Raw genomic sequence first — 14,842 nt, 5'->3', positions numbered from 1 at the left:
CGTTCCCGGCGAGCAACAACACCGGCCTCCGAGAGGAGGCCCGGGGACAGGTCCGCGTCATGACCGCGACCATCGAACCCACGATCATCGAAGAACTCCCGCCTTCGGCGTCGGCCCGGCTGTCCCTGACCCCGGCCGGTTCGGCTCCGGGTCTCCTGGACGGCGCCTGGTGGCCCCGCTCCCGTGATCTCCTCCGCGAGATCCCCACTCTGACAGACGCACTGGACGCGTGCTGGGGCCGGATCACCCACGTCACCGTGAACCCGACCCACTGGCCCGTCATCCCACGTAAGGTCCCCGTCACGGGTCACACGGTGCATGTCGGCTGGTTCGCCGCCGAGCAGGACCCGAACAAAGTGATCCTCCTCTCCTACACGGTGGGCCGCCTGGACCTGTTGGTGATCCCTCCGGAGGCGGACCCCGCCGCCGTAGCCCGGCTCATGACAGCTGCAACCTCTCCGGGAGGCATCCGCACCGCCGGCGGTCTGATGGCCGACCAGGCCATCAGCCAGGACGCGGCGGAGGCTCATAGCCGGGAAGAGGACTGGGAGACCGACGGCGGAGCCGCTTCGGCTGACGGAGCCGCGATCGGGATCTCGAGTTCCGCCCCGAGGAAGTGAGGAGGTGAGGACGTGGAGACCGCCTTCACCGTCGTCGTGATCATTCTCGTGATCATCGCGGGAATGATTTTGATCCACCGGCTCAACGCACAGCATGACGAAAGGATCGGGGCGTTCCGCTACAGCGACGCCCTACCGGGAATCGGTCGGCGGACCCGTAAGGGTCCAGGTGCCGCCGTGCCGAAGGGCCCTCCTACCGACGCCACACACAGTGAGCATCGAGAGGGGAGTCGCTGATGTATCGAGCCTTCCGAGCGGGAGCCAGGCATCTGCGCCGGGGCCCCCGGCGCGGCGGTCACCAGGTCAGCAAGCCTGGACGGTTCCGTACCCGATGCTGACCGTTTTCCTGACTCGAGCGGCGCGATCATGCCTCTGACCTGTGCGAATGCTCAGATGCTAGATCTTGGACTTGAACATGGTGCGCAGCGTGTCGAACTCCTGGAAGACGGCTCCCTGCCTGCTTTGTGCAGGTCAAGGGCGGTCTTCACTGTACCGCCGGCACGCGTCGGAGTCGGTGATTGTGAGGAACTTCGCTTGGTTCTGAAGAGAACGCATTTCACGTGCACTTCGGCACGAACCAGGCCGTTGCGACCGCGCCGAACAGCGGCCGCCAGGACAGCGGCCGCCGGCGTGCGTGCTCATCGCGCCCTTCGGGGCGGGGTGAAGGTGTAGAGGTCGAGGATGTCGGGGCAGGGGGCTGTGCCGGGGCCGCCGGCCTGGACCCAGGCGGCGATGTCGTCGGTGGCGTCGGGGTCGTTGACGAGGCCGAGCCAGACCGGGCGGGCTCCGGCGGCGCGGGCGGCGGCGGAGGGCTGGACGACGATCACATTGGCGTGTTCGCACACGTCGAGGCAGGCCGAGATGCGTACGGGGGCGCTCTCGGCCAGGCGCGCGATCTGGCGGTCGTGATCGACTCCGGTCACCTTGGGGGTTCCGCAGCAGCAGTCCCGGCAGACGACGATGCGGCACGGTGCCGGCGGGGCCGGGGTGTGCTCCGTGCGCCCCTCTTCAGCTCTCTGTCGAGACGTCACTCGTCCCAGCTCCTCTCAGTGTGGGGGGAATCGTCGTGGGCCGCCGGGCGCAGGAAGCGGATCACCGGATGACCGGGGTCGTGGGTGACCGCGGCGCGGACGCCGTAGACCTGCTCGATGAGGGTGGTGGTGAGGACCTCGGCCGGGGTGCCTTCCGCGACGGCGCGGCCGTTGCGCAGGACGAGCAGGCGGTCGCAGTACATCGCGGCGAGGTTGAGGTCGTGCAGGGCGATCACGGTGGTGACCGGCAGGCTCGCGACGAGGTCCAGCAGGTCGAGCTGGTGCTGGATGTCGAGGTGGTTGGTGGGTTCGTCGAGGAGGAGTTCGCGGGGTTCCTGGGCGAGGGCGCGGGCGATCTGGGTGCGCTGGCGTTCGCCGCCGGAGAGGGTGTGCCAAGACTGCTCGGCCCGGTCGGTCAGGCCGGTGCGCGTCAGGGCCTTCGCGACGGCCCGTGTGTCGGCCGCCGTGGGGGGCGTCCAGGCGCGGCGGTGCGGAATGCGGCCGAGCGAGACGACGTCGCGGACGGTCAGTTCGGTCTGGGTGTGGGCGTGCTGCTCCACGGTGGCGATCCGCCGGGCGGTGGCCCTGCGCCCGGTCTCGGGCAGCGGGCGCCCGTCCAGGGTGACGACTCCGGCGGTGGGTTCGAGGATCCCCGCGAGGAGTCTCAGCAGCGTCGACTTCCCCGAGCCGTTGGGACCGAGCAGGCCGACGGTCTCGCCGGGGCGCAGGACGAAAGTGACGCCGTCGACGACGACCTTGTCGGCGAGGCGCCTCACGACGCGGTCCGCGTGCAGGCTGCTCATGCCCTTCTCCGTCCGCGGTGGAGCACGACCACGAACGCCGGGACGCCGATGAGGGACGTCACCACGCCCACCGGGACCTCCTGGGGGTCGAGGACGGTACGGGCGAGGGTGTCCACCCACACCAGGAAGACGGCTCCGGTCAATGCCGTGACCGGCAGGAGGCGGGCATGGCCGGAGCCGGTGAGAGCGCGGGTGGCGTGCGGGAGGACCAGGCCGACGAAGCCGATGGCACCGGCGCAGCTCACCAGTGCCGCGGTGAGCAGCGCGGTGGCGCAGAGCAGGACCAGGCGGGTGCGGGCGACGCGGACGCCGAGTCCGGCGGCGGCTTCGTCGCCGAAGGCGAAGGCGTCCAGGGTGCGGGCGTGCCCGAGGCAGACGGCCAGGACGACGGCGAGTACGCCGGCGCACAGCAGCACCTGTCCCCAGTCGGCGCCGGTGAGCGAGCCCAGGAGCCAGAACAGCACGCCCCGGGTGGTCTCGGCGTCGGCCGAGGTGAGGACGATGAAGGAGGTCAGAGCGGAGAACAGCTGCATGGCGGCCACCCCGGACAGGACGACTCGGTCGGTGCTTCCCCCGAGGGTGTGGCTGAGCAGCAGCACCAGGGCGAAGGAGAGCAGCGCCCCGAGGAAGGCGCCCGCCGACAGGGAAACCGCTCCCCCGCCCACCCCGAGCACGACCACCGCGACCGCCCCCGTGGACGCACCGGACGACACGCCGAGCACGAACGGATCGGCCAGCGGATTGCGCAGCAGTGACTGCATGACCGTCCCGCACACGGCGAGCCCCGCCCCGCACACCGCGGCGAGCAGCGTGCGCGGCATCCGCAGATTCCACACGATGCCGTCGCGCAGCGGGGCCAACGTGCTCTCCCCGAGGCCGAGATGGGCCGCGACGGCCGTCCAGACGTCCCCCGTCGAGATGTCGGCCGGTCCGATCGTCACAGCCACGGCTATGGAGGCCAGCAGCGCGGTCAGTCCGCCACCCGACAACACGACTGTGCGGACTCTCACTTGGTGAGTCCGAAGTCGCGCAGACCGGCCGCGACCTTCTCGATCCCCTCGATCGTGCGGATGGACGGGTTCATCGCCTGGCCGCTCAGGAGGACGTACCGCTTCTTCCGCACGGCGCTCAGTTTGCGCGTGGCGGGGTTGGTCTCGAGGAAGCGGATCTTGGCGGCGGCGGTCTCGGCGGTCTGCTGCTTGCGGGTCAGGTCGCCGATCACGATGACGTCCGGGTCACGGTCGGCGACGGTCTCCCAGTTGATCTGGGGCCATTCGTCGTGGGTGTCGGAGAAGGCGTTCCTCGCTCCGACGGCGCGGGTGATGACGCCGGGCGCGCCGCAGCAGCCGGCCAGGTAGGGCGACTGGGAGTTGGCGAACCAGTACATGAGGGAGACGTCGGGGGCGTCCAGCGCGGCGGTGGCGGTGCGCACCCGCTGCCTCAGCTGTGTGACGAGCTTCTCTCCGCGCTCCTCGACGCCGAACGAGCGGGCCAGGTCGCGGATTTCGCCGTACACGGCGTCGAGGGTGAGCGGCTTTCCGCGCGATCCGTCGCCGCCGCTGTCGTTGTCCTTGCCCGAGCAGTCGGACGGTGAGACGTACGTGGGCACGCCGAGCTTCTCGAACTGCTCGCGGGTGGCGACCCCGCCCTTGCCCAGGGTGGAGACGAACGAGGCGGTGACGAAGTCGGGTTCGGCGTCCAGGACCTTCTCGAAGGAGGGCATGTTGTCGGCGAGGCGCGGCACGGACGCGTTGGCCTTCTCCACGCCCTTCATCACCGGGTCGGTCCAGGTCGCCGTACCGGCCATGCGGTCGGCGAGGCCGAGGGAGAGCAGGATCTCCGTGGTGCCCTGGTTGAGGGAGACGGCCCGTTCGGGGGCGGACTTCAGGGTGACCTCGTGGCCGCAGTTGGCGATCGTGACCGGACGGCCGGCGGCGGAGGTCTGCGCCGATGTCGCGTCATCGCCGCCGGCGGAGGCGCAGGCCGTGAGCAGCAGGGCGGAGGCGAGGAAAAGCGCCGGAGCGCGCAGAAGAGCGGGGGTGCGGAGCACGGGTATGCCTTCGGGGTCGGGGCTCGTACGCGGAGCCTGGCCTACGGACGTCCCCCGCGCCGGGGCGCGGAGGTGCCAGCAGGTCTTCGGACTCGGGTTCGTCCGGACGGGACGCCTTCCCGGTCTCCCAGTGGCGTCGTGCCCCGCCCGTCCCCCTCACCGCTGCGCGTCAGCTCCGGATTCGCACCGGATTCCCTGGCCTCAGGTGTGGCTCGACTGGCCCGTCGAGGCTATCAAGGCCATCGCCGGGTCAAATCGTGTGGTGGGCCACGGGTGTCGTCCACCGGCGCGTTCAACGGAATGCCCCCGCAAGCCGGGTGCTCGCGGGGGCATTCCCGTCCCCCGTGCCGAGGTTGAGAAGACGATCACGGGCTGGACGTTCGCATGCGCTCAGGGCGCGAGGAGCAGGCTGTCGCCGCGCTTTTTGGCGGCGGCGTGACGCCTGGCCACGTCCTGCCAGTCGACGACCGCCCACATGGCGTCGATGAAGTCGACCTTCTGGTTCCTGTACTGCAGGTAGAAGGCGTGCTCCCAGGCGTCGAAGACCAGGATCGGGGTGGAGCCCTGGCCCACGTTGCCCTGGTGGTCGTAGACCTGCTCGACGATGAGACGACCGGACAGCGGCTCGTAGGCGAGGACGCCCCAGCCCGAACCCTGGGTGGTCGCCGACGCCTTGGTCAGCTGGGCCTTGAAGTTCCGGAAGGAGCCGAAGGATTCGGCGATGGCGTCCGCGAGTTCGCCGGTGCCGTCCTTCTCCAGCGGCTCGCCGCCGCCGTCACCGGTCATGTTGTGCCAGTAGATGGAGTGCAGGATGTGCCCGGAGAGGTGGAACGCCAGGTTCTTCTCCAGCCCGTTGATCGAGCCCCAGGACTCCTTGTCCCGCGCCTCCGCCAGCTGCTCCAGGGTGTCGTTCGCGCCCTTGACGTACGCCGCGTGGTGCTTGTCGTGGTGCAGCTCGATGATCTCCGGACTGATCACCGGGGCAAGCGCCGCGTAGTCGTAGGGAAGCTCCGGGAGCGTGTAAACCGCCATGTCCAACGTCCTCCACGTTATTGCGAACAATATGCAGTTGCACGCTAACAGCAGAAGCGACACGTTGCCGATCATTCGTGTCGATCACGCGTGCCGATCACGCGTTGGACCCGGGCCTCCGGACGTGTCCCGTCCGGCGCGAACTCGGCGGCCCATGCCTCCCGCGCCCTCCCGGTAGCGTGACCGTCTACCGCCGGGCGGTCATGTGCCCGGCCGCCGGTCCACGGCTGTCGACGGAGAGTGGCGAGGCTGCGATGAGTGAACTGACGAAACCCGAGGTCGGGGTTCCGGAGGGGGACGCCCCTTCCGAGCTGACCGTCCGGGACCTGGTCGTGGGCGACGGGGTCGAGGTGAAGCCGGGGATGGTGGTCAGGGTCCACTACGTGGGGGTGACCTTCGAGTCCGGGAAGGAGTTCGACGCCTCCTGGGACCGGGGCCTGCCGTTCAAGTTCGCCCTGGGCGGTGGCAAGGTCATCAAGGGCTGGGACCGGGGAGTGAGGGGGATGAAGGTCGGCGGCCGGCGCGAGATCATCGTTCCTCCGCGTCTCGGATACGGCGATCAGTCGCCCTCGCCGTTGATCCCGCCGGGTTCGACCCTGGTCTTCGTGGTGGACCTGCTGGACGCGTATTCCGGCGTGACCGGGTGGAGCAACCCCCAGTGGGGGCGCTGAATCGTCCTGGGGCGGGCCGTGTGAGCGAGGGCGGCTGACCGGGCGGCGTCCCCGAAGTCCCGCACGCCGTCCTGGCGTTGGACGCCGTCGGTCACAGGGCGGTGGCGGCGCGGACCAGGCCCGCGACCGCCGTGGAGCGGCTGTGCGGGGGCCAGGCGATGACCGTGGTGACGTGCGGGGCGTCGCGGACCGGTACGGCGGTGAGGTCTTCGCGCAGGCCGGTGCGGCCCGACTCCGGCACGACCGCGCAGGCGCGGCCGAGGGCGATGAGCTGGGTGAGTTGCGTGTGGTCGCGCACCTGCGGTCCGGGGCCGTCGGGAAAGGTGCCGTCCGCGCGGGGCCAGCGGGGCAGGGGCAGGTCGGGAAGGCCGGTGACCTCGGCGAGCAGCACGTGAGGGCGGGCGCAGAGAGGGTGGCCCTTCGGGAGGATCGCGACCTGGCCCTCGGAGTGCAGGTCCTCGGTGTCGAAGCCGGCCGTGTCGTCGAACGGCCGGTGCAGCAGCGCCACGTCGGCCCGGCCGTCGTGCAGCAACCGTGTCTGCTCACCCGGCCCGCACAGCACGACGTCCACGGCGAGGGCGCCGGGCTCGGCGGCACAGGCGTCGAGGAGCTTCGCCAGCAGTTCACCGGAGGCGCCCGCCTTCGCGGCCAGGACCACGGCGGGGCGGCCGGTCGCCGCGAGGGCGGCCCGGCGGGTGCGCCGTTCGGCCGCCTCGACGGCGTCCAGCGCCGCGCGCGCCTCCCGCAGCAGCACCGCCCCCGGCTCCGTCAGGGCGACACCCCGGCTGCCGCGCTCCAGCAGGAGGGTCCCCAGCCGCCGTTCGAGCCCGCCGATCGCCCGCGACAGCGGGGGCTGGGCGATCCCGAGCCGCTGCGCGGCCCGCCCGAAGTGCAGCTCTTCGGCGACCGCGACGAAGTACCGCAGCTCACGTGTCTCCACCCCGCCAGCCTAACCGGCCCGGCCGGCAGCGATACCCGGGCGGTATCGCCGGCCACCCGGTCGGTCTTGGACGCCCTGCCCGACGGCGGTGAAGTATCGACGTCATGAGTGAGACGAACACCGTGAACCATCACAAGGTCGCGCTGGTGACCGGGGCCAACAAGGGCATCGGGTACGAGATCGCCGCCGGGCTCGGCGCCCTCGGCTGGTCCGTCGGCATCGGCGCGCGGAACGCGGAGCGGCGCGAGGCCGCCGTGGACAAGCTGCGCGCGGCCGGCGTCGACGCGTTCGGCGTGCCGCTGGACGTGACCGACGACGCCGGCGTGACAGCGGCGGCTCGGCTGATCGAGGAGCGGACCGGGCGGCTCGACGCGCTCGTCAACAACGCGGGCATCACCGGCGGCGGACCTCAGGAGCCCACCACGGTCGACGTGAACCGGGTTCGGGCGGCCGTGGAGACCAACGTGATCGGCGTCATCCGCGTCACCAACGCCATGCTGCCTCTGCTGCGCCGCTCGCCGTCGCCGCGGATCGTGAACGTGTCCAGCAGCGTCGGCTCCCTGACACGCCAGACCACCCCCGGCGCCGGGACGGGTCCCATCTCCGTCGCCTACGCTCCGTCGAAGACGTTCCTCAACGCCGTCACCGTGCAGTACGCCAAGGAACTGGCCGAGACCCCCGTCCTGATCAACGCCGTCTGCCCCGGCTTCACGGCGACCGACCTCAATGGGTTCCGGGGCGTGCGCACCCCGCAGCAGGGCGCGGCCGCCGCGATCCGGCTGGCCACCGTACCGGCCGACGGACCGACGGGCCGCTTCTTCGACGACGAGGGGGAGGTGCCCTGGTGACGCGCTCGCGGTTCGCCGTGCGCGCCGCTCCGGGGGGATGACGGCCGCACGTCCTCGTGACCGATCACTCCGGTCGCTCGGAGGTCACTCCCGCGGTGTGGTCCCGAGCCGCAGCAGGAGGGCCGTGTCAGCGCGGGGCAGGGACACGGTCAGGGTCGCGTCGGCCGCGTTCCAGTCGGCTGTGGCGTCGGAATCGGCCGGGTACAGCGACTCGATGTGCGGGCGGGCGCCGAGCAGGTGGGGCAAGCGGAGTGTGCGGCTGTCGTCGCCGGCGTCCACCGGGGCGCGCCGGTCGCTGGTTTCGGCCCGGCCGGTCGCGGCCGGATTCCGCCGCCACAGGGCGAGGTACGTCGCGGACGCCCCGCGCAGCCCGTGGGCCGGCCAGGTGTCCTCCCACGCGGGAAGGCCGAGCGGCCAGACCGGAAGGGCGTCGCGGATCTCGGGCCGGATGCGCTTGTAGACGTCGATGGCGGAGCGGACGCGTGCCGACTGCTCCTCGTTCATGCGGTCGAGGAAGCCGGAGAGGTGAACGCGGCCCAGCAGGGCGGTGGTCATCGTGAACGCGATCTCGTCGGGGCCGAAGTCCGGCTGCGGGCAGGCCCACACGGCGGCCTGTTCCGGCGCGACCGCCGTGGCCGCCGCGACGGCGATGGGCGGACAGCGCCGGGGGTCCTGCTGGTCGCTGGTGGACTGCACCTGGGCCACCGCCAGTTGCGCGTAGTCCATGCGCAGCCCGCCCGATCCGCAGTTCTCCAGGACCAGGCCGGGGTGGCGGTCGAGGAGGGAGGCGAGCCAGTCCAGATGGGCACGGTGGTGTCCGAGCAGGCCCGCCCCGGCGCTCTCGGCGCCGTTCTCGGTCCCGGGGCCGATGTTGACGTTGTAGTCGAGCTTGAGATAGCCCACTCCCCACTCGCCCACGATCCGGTCGACGACACGGTCGAGATGGGCGCGGGCCGCCGGATGGCGCAGGTCCAGGTGGTGCCGGCCGTGCTCGGTCAGCCGTACGCCGCCCCGGCGGAAGAAGGCCTCGGGCGGCAGGGCGCCGGCCAGCGGGCTGCGTACGCCGACGACTTCGGGCTCCAGCCACAGACCGGGGGTCATGCCGTGCCGTCCGATGGCGTCCAGCACTTCCTGGATGCCGCCGGGGAAGCGGCGTGCGGCGGGTTCCCAGGCGCCCACGGCGTCCCACCAGCCCTCGGCGGCGTCGTCGTACCAGCCGGCGTCGATGACGAAGACCTCCGCGCCGACGGCGCCGGCCGCCTCGACGAGCGGCAGGAGCTTGTCGGTGGTCGGGTCGCCCATGAGGGTGTTCATGTAGTCGTTGTAGATCACCGGCAGGTTCCGGTGGTCGGAGTGGTCGCGGCGGATGAGTCGGCGGTAGGCGGTGAGTTCGCCGAACGCCGCGTCCAGGCCACCAACTCCGGCCCCGATTCCGGCCCCGGCCCCGGCCTGAGCATCGGCCCCGACCATGACCCCGGCACCGGCCTCCGGCCCGATCCCGGCCCCGCCTCCGGCCTCCGACCCGGCCCCGACCCTGACGAGGGCGGCGGGCACCGTGGTGAACTCCTCGCCGGGGGCGAGTGTCTGCCGCCACTGGTGGTGCGCGTCGTCGGGTCCGAACAGCGCGAGGTAGGCGGCGCCCTCGCGCTCGCCTATCTCGTAGCGCCAGCCCGCGCTGGACTCGATCTGCCACAGCCAGGCGCCGCCGCGGCCGTCCGTGACGGCGGCGACCGGCAGGTGCCGGCCGGTCGACCAGGAGCCCTGCGAGTAGCGTTCGAAGCAGCCGCGGCCCTCGTGGCCGTGCGCGGCCCTGTTCAGCGGGACGACCAGGTCCCGGAACGCGGCACGGCTCCAACGGCACTCGGCGAGCCAGTCGTTGTCCGCCCAGTGCAGGGTCAGGCCGTCCAGGCCGCCCGCCCCGTCGGTGACGCCGCCGAGGGTGAGGCTGGACACGCTCTCCAGGTGCAGTGGCGCCTGGCCCTCGTTGACCAGTCGCACCTGTGAGCGCAGGAATCGCGAGCCCGGCACGGTGCTCAGGGTGACGTGGGCGGCGAGGCCGGTCCCGGGGTCGGCCAGCCGGATCGTGGTGCGCCGCCACGCTCCGTCCGTCTCGGTCTCATGGCCGCGGAGCACCAGACGGCTGCCGACGGCGGTGTCGATGAACCGTTCCCCCGACCACATGCGCCCGTGGCCCGTGACGACGGCCTCGACGAGGGGGACCAGGCGGTCCCGGATCCGGCCCGCGCCGGTGAGTCTCACCGACCCGGCGGGATCCACCAGGGCACGCAGCCCGAGGGCTTCATCGCTCCACGGTGAGGACTCCTGGGCGGTTTCGGCGGCGGCTGCCAACGCGCTTTCCCTTCGGCGGGCGGTGATCGCCTCGGCTCCGGCGGACGCTCGACGGGTGACTGATCGCCTCGGGGCCCCTCGTGGGTCGCCGCCGCCCCGGCCTGGGCGACTGGCATGAGGTGTCCGGAGCTCTCACCTGCGCGGCAGCCGACGGCCCAGGCGCCGGAGCACCGATGTGACCGTTCACAACCCTCCCACGCCGAAATCGGTCGCACAAGCTGCGGGACGGCGTCGGGCATCCCGTTCACGGAAACATGCGATCGAGGGGTTTACCCCATGGGCATCCACACGCCAGAATGGTCTTTCGCTCTGTGAAAAAACCTTTTCTCACACAGCTGTCCCCTAGATCACAGAACAACGATCTAGCGTTGCAGCACCCCTGAGCGATCAAATGTCCCCGACCGTCCAGGGCCGTCACAGGTCCACAATTTCGAACGTCATTCGATATATCGAACACACAGCGTGGCCGTCGGCAGAGCGGCCACTGAGAGGACAGCCAATGGCGGGCGCAGAGATCGAGGCACCGGCAGGACAGGACGAGGCCTGCGTGGTGGGGATCGACTTCGGAACCCTGTCGGGGCGGGCCGTGGTGGTCCGGGTCCGTGACGGCGCGGAGTTGGGGACGGCCGAGTTCGCCTACCCGCACGCGGTACTGGACCGCGAGCTGCCGGACGGAACGCGTCTGCCGCCGGACTGGGCGCTTCAGGTGCCCGCCGACTACATCGACGTGCTGCGGCACGCCGTGCCCGAGGCGCTGACCCGCTCGGGCGTACGCCCGGAGCAGGTGATCGGCGTCGGGACGGACTTCACCGCGTGCACGATGCTGCCGGTGCTGGCGGACGGCACACCGCTGTGCGAGCTCCCCGACTACGTCTCCCGTCCGCACGCGTACGTCAAGCTGTGGCGCCACCACGCGGCCCAGGGCCAGGCGGACCGCATCAACGCGCTGGCCGAGGAGCGGAAGGAGCCGTGGCTGGCGCGGTACGGCGGGAAGATCTCCTCCGAGTGGGAGTTCGCCAAGGCTCTGCAGCTTCTGGAGGAGGACCCGGAGGTCTACGGCCGCACCGAGCGGTGGGTGGAGGCGGCGGACTGGATCGTGTGGCGGCTGAGCGGCTCCTATGTGCGCAACGCCTGCACCGCCGGCTACAAGGGCCAGTACCAGGACGGCGCCTATCCGAGCCGCGACTACCTCGCCGCCCTGAACCCGGACTTCGCCGGCTTCGTGGCCGACAAGCTGGACCATCCGATCGGCCGACTCGGCGACCGGGCCGGAGGGCTGACCGCCGAGGCGGCGGCCTGGACGGGGCTGCCCGAGGGCATCGCGGTCTGCGTCGGCAACGTCGACGCCCATGTCACCGCCCCGGCCGCGGTGGCGGTGGAACCGGGCCGGATGGTCGCCATCATGGGCACCTCCACCTGCCATGTGATGAGCTCCGACCAGCAGGGCGTGGTGCCCGGCATGTGCGGGGTCGTCGACGGCGGCATCCTGCCCGGGCTGTGGGGTTACGAGGCCGGGCAGAGCGGAGTCGGCGACATCTTCGCCTGGTACATCCGCACCCACCTGCCGGCCGAGTACGCCGAGAAGGCCGCGGCCCTCGGCATGGGCGCGCACGAGTACCTGACCTCGCTGGCGGCCGGGCAGAAGGTCGGCGAGCACGGGCTGATCGCACTGGACTGGCACAGCGGCAACCGCTCCGTCCTGGTCGACCACGACCTCAGCGGCGTCCTCGTGGGGCAGACGCTGTCCACGCGCCCCGAAGACGTCTACCGGGCCCTGCTGGAGGCCACCGCCTTCGGCACCCGCACCATCGTCGACGCCTTCGAGGCCGCCGCCGTGCCGGTGGAGGAGCTGATCATCGCGGGCGGGCTGACGAAGAACGCCCTGCTGATGCAGATCTACGCCGATGTCACCCGCCGTCCGCTCGGCGTCATCGGGTCCGCCCAGGGCCCCGCCCTCGGTTCGGCCATGCATGCCGCCGTCGCCGCCGGGGCGTACGACGACATCCGGGACGCCGCCCACGCCATGGGCAAGGTCCAGCGCGGCGTCTACCAGCCCGACCCGGAGCGGGCCGCGGCCTACGACGCTCTGTACGCCGAGTACCGGCTGCTGCACGACTACTTCGGCCGCGGCGCCAACGAGGTCATGCACCGCCTGCGCCGGCTGCGCGCACAGGCCGCCTCCTGACCCCCTTCCTCCCGATGACGCGATGTGAAAGGACACCCCTGTCATGACGACTTCCGAATCGCCCTTCGACGGCCAGGAGATCTGGTTCCTCACCGGAAGCCAGAGCCTGTACGGCGAAGAGACTCTCCAGCAGGTCGCCTTCCAGTCCCGGCAGATCGCCGAGCGCCTGGACGCCGCCTCCGACATCCCGATCTCCCTGGTGTGGAAGCCGGTGCTCACCGACGCGGAGTCGATCCGCCGTCTGTGCCTGGAGGCCACGGCGTCGGACGCCTGCGTGGGGGTGGTCGTGTGGATGCACACCTTCTCCCCGGCGAAGATGTGGATCGCGGGACTCAGCGCGCTGGACCGCCCGGTGCTGCATCTGCACACCCAGTACAACCTGTCGCTGCCCTGGCCGAGCATCGACATGGACTTCATGAACCTCAACCAGGCCGCCCACGGCGACCGCGAGTTCGCGCACATCGAGTCCCGCATCGGCGTCAGCCGCAAGATCGTCGCCGGGCACGCGACGGATGCGCGGGTCGTCGGACGCATCGCCACCTGGGCGCGGGCCGCCGCCGGCCGGCACGCCGCCCGCACCCTGCGCCTGGCCCGTTTCGGCGACAACATGCGCGATGTCGCCGTCACCGAGGGCGACAAGGTCGAAGCACAGATGCGCTTCGGATACTCCGTCAACACCTACGGTGTGAACGACCTGGTCGCCGTGGTGGACGCCGTCGAGGACAAGGCGGCCGCCGAACTCGCCGAGGAGTACTGCGACCTGTACGACATGGTGCCCTCGCTGCGTCCGGACGGCATCCGCCACGACTCACTGGTCTACGCCGCGCGCCAGGAGATCGGCCTGCGCACCTTCCTCAGCGCGGGCGGATTCACCGCCTTCACCACCAACTTCGAGGACCTGGGCGGACTGCGTCAGCTGCCCGGCCTGGCCGTCCAGCGGCTCATGGCCGACGGCTACGGCTTCGGCGGGGAGGGCGACTGGAAGACGTCCGCCCTGCTGCGCACGGTGAAGGTCATGGGGCAGGGGGCTCCGGGAGGCACGTCCTTCATGGAGGACTACACCTACCACCTCGGCCCGGGCACCCCCCGCATCCTCGGCGCCCACATGCTGGAGGTCTGCCCGTCGATCGCGGCCGGCCGCCCCAGCTGCGAGATCCACCCCCTGTCCATCGGCGGCCGCGAGGACCCCGTCCGTCTCGTCTTCGACGCCGCCCCCGGCCCGGCCATGGTCGTCGGCCTGGCCGATCTGGGCGACCGGTTCCGGCTGACCGCCAACGCCGTCGACGTCATACCCCCCAGCCAGCCCCTCCCCCGCCTGCCCGTGGCCCGTGCCGTCTGGCAGCCGCGTCCGTCGCTGGCGGAGTCGGCGGAGAGCTGGCTGCTGGCCGGCGCCCCCCATCACACCGTGCTCACCTCGGCCGTCGACGCCGAGACGCTGGCCGACTTCGCCGCCATGACCGGTGTCGAGCTGCTGACCATCGACGAGAACACCACGTCCGGCCAGTTCGCCAAGGAGATCCGCTGGAACGCCGCCTACCACCGACTCGCCCAGTCCCTCTGAGACGCCACGGGAAGGACACGAACATGACCAAGGTCCGTGACGGCCTGCGGCAAGAGGTCCTGGACGCCAACCTCACCATCCCCGAGGTCGGACTCGCGACCCTGACCTGGGGCAACGTCAGCGGAGTGGACCGGGAGGCCGGGGTCTTCGTCATCAAGCCCTCCGGCGTGCCCTATGCGGACCTGACGGTCGACCACCTGGTCACCGTCCGGCTCGACGACGGCGCCGTCGTCGGGGGCGACCTGCGCCCCTCCACCGACACCGAGACCCACCGCTGCCTCTACCTGGCGTTCCCCTCCATAGGCGGCGTCACCCACACCCACTCCACCCACGCCGTCGCCTTCGCCCAGGCCCACCGCGACATCCCCGTCCTCGGCACCACCCACGCCGACACGTTCAACGGCCCCGTCCCCTGCACGCCGGACCTCACCCCCGAGCAGTGCGCGAAGGACTACGAGTACAACACCGGCCAGGTCATCGTGGATCTGCTGGAGCGGGACGACCGGCGGGCCGTTGAGGTCCCGGGCGCCCTCGTCGCCGGGCACGGCCCCTTCACCTGGGGTGCGAACGCCCGGGCGTCCCTCGAACACGCCATCATCTGCGAGGCCGTCGCCGAGATCGCCCTGCGCACCCTCGCTCTGAATCCGGCCGGTCCTCCGCCGCAGCACCTGCTGGACCGCCACTACACCCGCAAACACGGCCCCGACGCCTACTACGGCAACCCTGGGGCGACGACGGCCGGTTGAGCCGGC

The 14,842-nt window shown here is 71.3% G+C and carries 14 protein-coding genes and 1 riboswitch; of the genes, 7 read left to right on the top strand and 7 right to left on the bottom strand.

What is annotated here, in order from left to right:
- Positions 1–59 precede the first annotated feature (59 nt).
- Both ACGFSH_RS29480 and ACGFSH_RS29475 read left to right on the top strand, forming a co-directional pair.
- Entirely contained in the window at positions 60–620 is a 561-nt protein-coding gene (locus ACGFSH_RS29480; protein ID WP_393353762.1) for a DUF5994 family protein, read from the top strand.
- Between the two features lie 12 nt (positions 621–632).
- Positions 633–857, top strand: coding sequence for a hypothetical protein (locus ACGFSH_RS29475; RefSeq protein WP_393353761.1), 225 nt, complete (start codon positions 633–635; stop codon positions 855–857).
- A 401-nt stretch (positions 858–1,258) separates the two neighbouring features.
- Here ACGFSH_RS29475 and ACGFSH_RS29470 read toward each other — a convergent pair whose 3' ends face one another.
- From ACGFSH_RS29470 to ACGFSH_RS29450, 5 genes are all read right to left on the bottom strand, one after another.
- Entirely contained in the window at positions 1,259–1,651 is a 393-nt protein-coding gene (locus ACGFSH_RS29470) for a (2Fe-2S) ferredoxin domain-containing protein (RefSeq protein WP_393353760.1), read from the bottom strand.
- Entirely contained in the window at positions 1,648–2,454 is an 807-nt protein-coding gene (locus ACGFSH_RS29465; protein ID WP_393353759.1) for an ABC transporter ATP-binding protein, read from the bottom strand. Before ACGFSH_RS29465 ends, ACGFSH_RS29470 begins: the two co-directional genes overlap by 4 nt.
- A complete protein-coding gene (locus ACGFSH_RS29460) occupies positions 2,451–3,464 on the bottom strand; it encodes a FecCD family ABC transporter permease (protein WP_393353757.1) in 1,014 nt (337 codons plus the stop codon). Before ACGFSH_RS29460 ends, ACGFSH_RS29465 begins: the two co-directional genes overlap by 4 nt.
- Positions 3,461–4,510, bottom strand: a complete 1,050-nt coding sequence (locus tag ACGFSH_RS29455) for an ABC transporter substrate-binding protein (RefSeq protein WP_393353905.1) — start codon at positions 4,508–4,510, stop codon at positions 3,461–3,463. Before ACGFSH_RS29455 ends, ACGFSH_RS29460 begins: the two co-directional genes overlap by 4 nt.
- 53 nt (positions 4,511–4,563) lie before the next feature.
- Positions 4,564–4,740: riboswitch (cobalamin riboswitch) on the bottom strand.
- 154 nt (positions 4,741–4,894) lie between these two features.
- Entirely contained in the window at positions 4,895–5,536 is a 642-nt protein-coding gene (locus ACGFSH_RS29450; protein WP_393353756.1) for a superoxide dismutase, read from the bottom strand.
- A gap of 254 nt (positions 5,537–5,790) precedes the next feature.
- On the opposite strand from ACGFSH_RS29450, the gene ACGFSH_RS29445 reads away from it, so the two are divergent.
- Positions 5,791–6,207: an FKBP-type peptidyl-prolyl cis-trans isomerase gene (locus ACGFSH_RS29445; RefSeq protein WP_393353755.1), complete on the top strand. Its 417-nt coding sequence runs from the start codon at positions 5,791–5,793 to the stop codon at positions 6,205–6,207.
- Between the two features lie 91 nt (positions 6,208–6,298).
- Here ACGFSH_RS29445 and ACGFSH_RS29440 read toward each other — a convergent pair whose 3' ends face one another.
- On the bottom strand, positions 6,299–7,147 hold the full coding sequence (locus ACGFSH_RS29440; protein WP_393353754.1) for a LysR family transcriptional regulator: 849 nt from the start codon (positions 7,145–7,147) through the stop codon (positions 6,299–6,301).
- Between the two features lie 104 nt (positions 7,148–7,251).
- Here ACGFSH_RS29440 and ACGFSH_RS29435 point away from each other — a divergent pair, with 104 nt between their 5' ends.
- The gene (locus tag ACGFSH_RS29435) at positions 7,252–7,995 is read left to right on the top strand and encodes an SDR family oxidoreductase (RefSeq protein WP_393353753.1); all 744 of its coding nucleotides are present in this window, start codon (positions 7,252–7,254) and stop codon (positions 7,993–7,995) included.
- A gap of 84 nt (positions 7,996–8,079) precedes the next feature.
- Here the strand turns inward: ACGFSH_RS29435 and ACGFSH_RS29430 are convergent, their stop codons facing one another.
- Complete coding sequence (locus ACGFSH_RS29430; protein WP_393353752.1) at positions 8,080–10,344, bottom strand: alpha-galactosidase; 2,265 nt, start codon at positions 10,342–10,344, stop codon at positions 8,080–8,082.
- Positions 10,345–10,843: 499 nt separating this feature from the next.
- Between ACGFSH_RS29430 and araB the strand changes: the two genes are divergently transcribed.
- The 3 genes from araB to araD are packed head-to-tail and all read left to right on the top strand — an operon-like array spanning position 10,844 to position 14,836.
- A complete protein-coding gene (gene araB / locus ACGFSH_RS29425) occupies positions 10,844–12,529 on the top strand; it encodes a ribulokinase (RefSeq protein ID WP_393353750.1) in 1,686 nt (561 codons plus the stop codon).
- A gap of 43 nt (positions 12,530–12,572) precedes the next feature.
- Entirely contained in the window at positions 12,573–14,090 is a 1,518-nt protein-coding gene (gene araA / locus ACGFSH_RS29420) for an L-arabinose isomerase (protein ID WP_393353749.1), read from the top strand.
- 23 nt (positions 14,091–14,113) lie between these two features.
- Positions 14,114–14,836, top strand: coding sequence for an L-ribulose-5-phosphate 4-epimerase AraD (araD, locus tag ACGFSH_RS29415; RefSeq protein WP_393353747.1), 723 nt, complete (start codon positions 14,114–14,116; stop codon positions 14,834–14,836).
- The last annotated feature ends 6 nt before the right edge of the window (positions 14,837–14,842 follow it).

Source organism: Streptomyces sp. NPDC048481, from assembly GCF_043200075.1.
Lineage (GTDB): Bacteria > Actinomycetota > Actinomycetes > Streptomycetales > Streptomycetaceae > Streptomyces.
Note: the sequence above shows the minus strand (reverse complement) of the source record. Positions and strands in the feature narration are given on the sequence as shown.